The organism is Mucilaginibacter sp. (assembly GCF_039207105.1).
Taxonomy (GTDB): Bacteria; Bacteroidota; Bacteroidia; order Sphingobacteriales; family Sphingobacteriaceae; genus Mucilaginibacter.
Genome location: NZ_JBCECK010000282.1, coordinates 1 through 3115 on the forward strand (window position 1 = coordinate 1; position 3115 = coordinate 3115).

The 3115-nt window shown below is 41.8% G+C and carries 3 protein-coding genes; all 3 read left to right on the forward strand.

The features are described 5' to 3' along the window. Positions 1-743 (forward strand): cell division protein FtsQ (locus AAGC65_RS25575; RefSeq protein ID WP_343115289.1); only part of this gene is annotated, 743 nt, incomplete at its 5' end. Positions 744-747: 4 nt separating this feature from the next. After that, positions 748-2091 (forward strand): cell division protein FtsA, encoded by a 1344-nt coding sequence (ftsA, locus tag AAGC65_RS25580; protein ID WP_343115290.1) that lies wholly within the window; start codon positions 748-750, stop codon positions 2089-2091. 236 nt (positions 2092-2327) lie between these two features. Continuing rightward, positions 2328-3115 (forward strand): cell division protein FtsZ (ftsZ, locus tag AAGC65_RS25585; RefSeq protein WP_343115291.1); only part of this gene is annotated, 788 nt, incomplete at its 3' end.

Genomic DNA, 3115 nt, shown 5'->3' on the forward strand with positions numbered 1-3115 from the left:
TTAACATACCGGGCAGCCAGTATTTTATTGATAAGGAAGAGGTTGATCAGATATTGCAAACCAGCAGCCATACACTGATAGGCCGTAAGTTGGAGAATATCAATATACAGGATCTGGAAAATAAGCTTAGGGCAAACCCATTTATTGAATTTGCCAAGGTTTATACCGAAATGGATGGCATTTTAAGGGTGGAGGTGAGTCAGCGCCAGCCTATACTGCGTATTATGAACCATTATGATATGGATTTTTATGTTGATCAGCATGGTTTAAAAATTCCGCTGTCAACAAACTTTACCGCGAGGGTATTGGTAGCGAATGGTTTTATTGACGAACTGTTTACCAACAAGGTTGATTCTTTACATACTAAACTGGCTAAAGATTTATATCTGACGGCAGATTTTATACGGAAGGATTCATTATGGGACGCGCAGGTGGCTCAGCTGTATGTAAACAAGGATCGTGAAATTGAACTGGTGCCGCGTGTAGGGAACCAGCGGATATTGATCGGTAATGCCGATTCGTTACAGGTAAAGTTTTCAAACCTGCTGGCCTTTTATAAAAAGGTATTACCACAGGCAGGCTGGGATAAGTACAGCATGATCAATGTGAAGTACTCTGGCCAGGTGGTTGGTATAAAGAATGAAAATATGAAAGCAGACTCTATTAAGGCAGCTAAGGCGGCAAGCCTTAAATTGGATAATGCTAATAAACTCACTAAGGATACAAGCTCTCAAATAAATTAGGAATATGGATAAAAGCTCAACACAAGAAAAAAGTTCGCCAATTGTAGTAGGATTGGATATCGGGACTACAAAGATATGCGCCATTGTTGGTCGCAGGAGCAAGAACGGGAAGATTGAGGTATTAGGAATTGGCAAGGCCGAGTCTGCGGGTGTTACCCGTGGCATGGTATCAAATATTGATAAAACAGTACAGGGCATAACCCAGGCGGTTGATGTGGCCGGTGCGCAATCCAATGTCGAGATCAGGGTGGTATTTGTGGGTATCGCGGGTCAGCATATCAAGAGCTTGCAGCACCGTGGTTTAATAACCAGACGTGATCTGCAATCAGAAATTGGCCGTAAGGATATTGATAAACTTATTGAGGATATGTACAACCTGGTGATGCCTCCGGGCGAAGAGATCATTCATGTGTTACCTCAGGAGTTTACCGTTGATAACGAACCGGGTATTAAAGACCCGATAGGTATGGCAGGTGTAAGGCTGGAAGCTAACTTTCACATTATATCCGGCCAGGTTACGGCTATCAAAAACATTGTAAAATGTGTAAACAAAGCCAGCCTGGATAGCCAGGACTTGATATTAGAGCCATTGGCTTCTTCAGAATCTGTTTTGAGCGAAGAGGAAAAAGAAGCCGGTGTGGTTTTGGTTGATATTGGTGGTGGTACTACAGACGTGGCCATATTCCACGAAGGTATCATTCGCCATACAGCGGTAATTCCGTTTGGTGGTAACAGCGTAACAGAGGATATTCGTGAGGGCTGTTCTGTAATGCGCAACATCGCCGAGCAATTGAAAGTAAGGTTTGGATCTGCACTGGCCGACGAAAACAAGGAGAACGAAATTGTTTGTGTGCCAGGTTTACGTGGCCGCGAACCAAAAGAGATCTCGGTTAAAAACCTGGCCTACGTTATCCAGGCCCGTATGGAAGAAATCGTGGAGCATGTATACTACGAGATCAAATCTTCAGGCTACGAGAAAAAACTGATTGCCGGTATAGTAATTACAGGTGGTGGCGCGCAACTTAAACATTTGCGTCAGTTGGTTGAGTTTGTTACCGGTTTAGATTGCCGTGTGGGTTACCCAACAGAACATTTGGCTAAAAACGAGGTGTTGCCTAAAAATATTTACGAGGAACTGCAAAGCCCAACTTTTGCAACAGGTATAGGTCTGCTGATAAAAGGTATTCAGAAAACAGAATACATGAACGCGGCCCCTGGAGCGGAAACAAAAGCAGAGAAACCTAAATACGAACCAAAAGCAAAAGAAGGCGGTTTGTTTGACAGGTTATTGAAAAAGAGTATCACATTTATTAAAGACGATATAAACGACGAAGACTTTTTAAAGTAGATTTTAGTATCAAGTAGTTAGTATCAAGTATCAAGATTTTTGAAGGTTGTATCAAAATATTGATTGTCATGATACTTGATACTAACTACTTGATACCAAAAACAAGATAATTATTCACAACCAATAACTTTTCCACATTATAGACATTTGTGGAAAACTATTGTTGAAAAAGTCATATTATTACAATGGTTAAATCTAAATATTGGTTGAATCACATATAGCTGAAAACGAAGATTATGCAGTTTGAGATGTTAAAAGAAAAATCGTCAATCATCAAAGTAATTGGTGTTGGCGGTGGCGGCGGTAACGCGGTGAACCATATGTACAGGTCGGGAATAACCGGTGTTGACTTCATTATTTGTAACACTGATGCCCAGGCGCTGGAGTTAAGCCCTATACCTAACAAGGTACAGTTAGGCGCTAGCTTAACCGAAGGAATGGGTGCCGGTTCAATACCAGAAGTGGGTAAAAATTCAGCTATTGAAAATATAGACGATATTAAGCAGATGCTGGGCGTTAACACCAAAATGTTGTTCATTACAGCAGGTATGGGTGGTGGTACTGGCACAGGTGCCAGCCCTATAATTGCCAAAGCGGCCCGCGAAATGGATATATTAACCGTAGGTATTATAACCACGCCGTTTTCATTTGAAGGCAAACGCCGTAAAATGCAGGCTGATGCCGGTTTGGAAGAATTGAAAAAATATGTCGATTCTTTCCTGGTGATATCAAACGACAGGCTTCGTCAGATATTTGGAAACTTAACCATGAGCTCTGCTTTTGCACAAGCAGATGATATATTGACAACTGCTGCCAAAGGTATTGCCGAGATCATTACTTTGCCAGGCTATATCAACGTTGACTTTAAAGACGTGCGCACGGTAATGAAAGACAGTGGCGTATCTATCATGGGCAGCTCAACAGCCGAAGGTGATAACCGTGCTTTAAAAGCTGTGGAAGGTGCTTTATCATCTCCATTGTTAAAAGATAATGAAATTGAAGGTGCAAGGTATATCCTGCATAA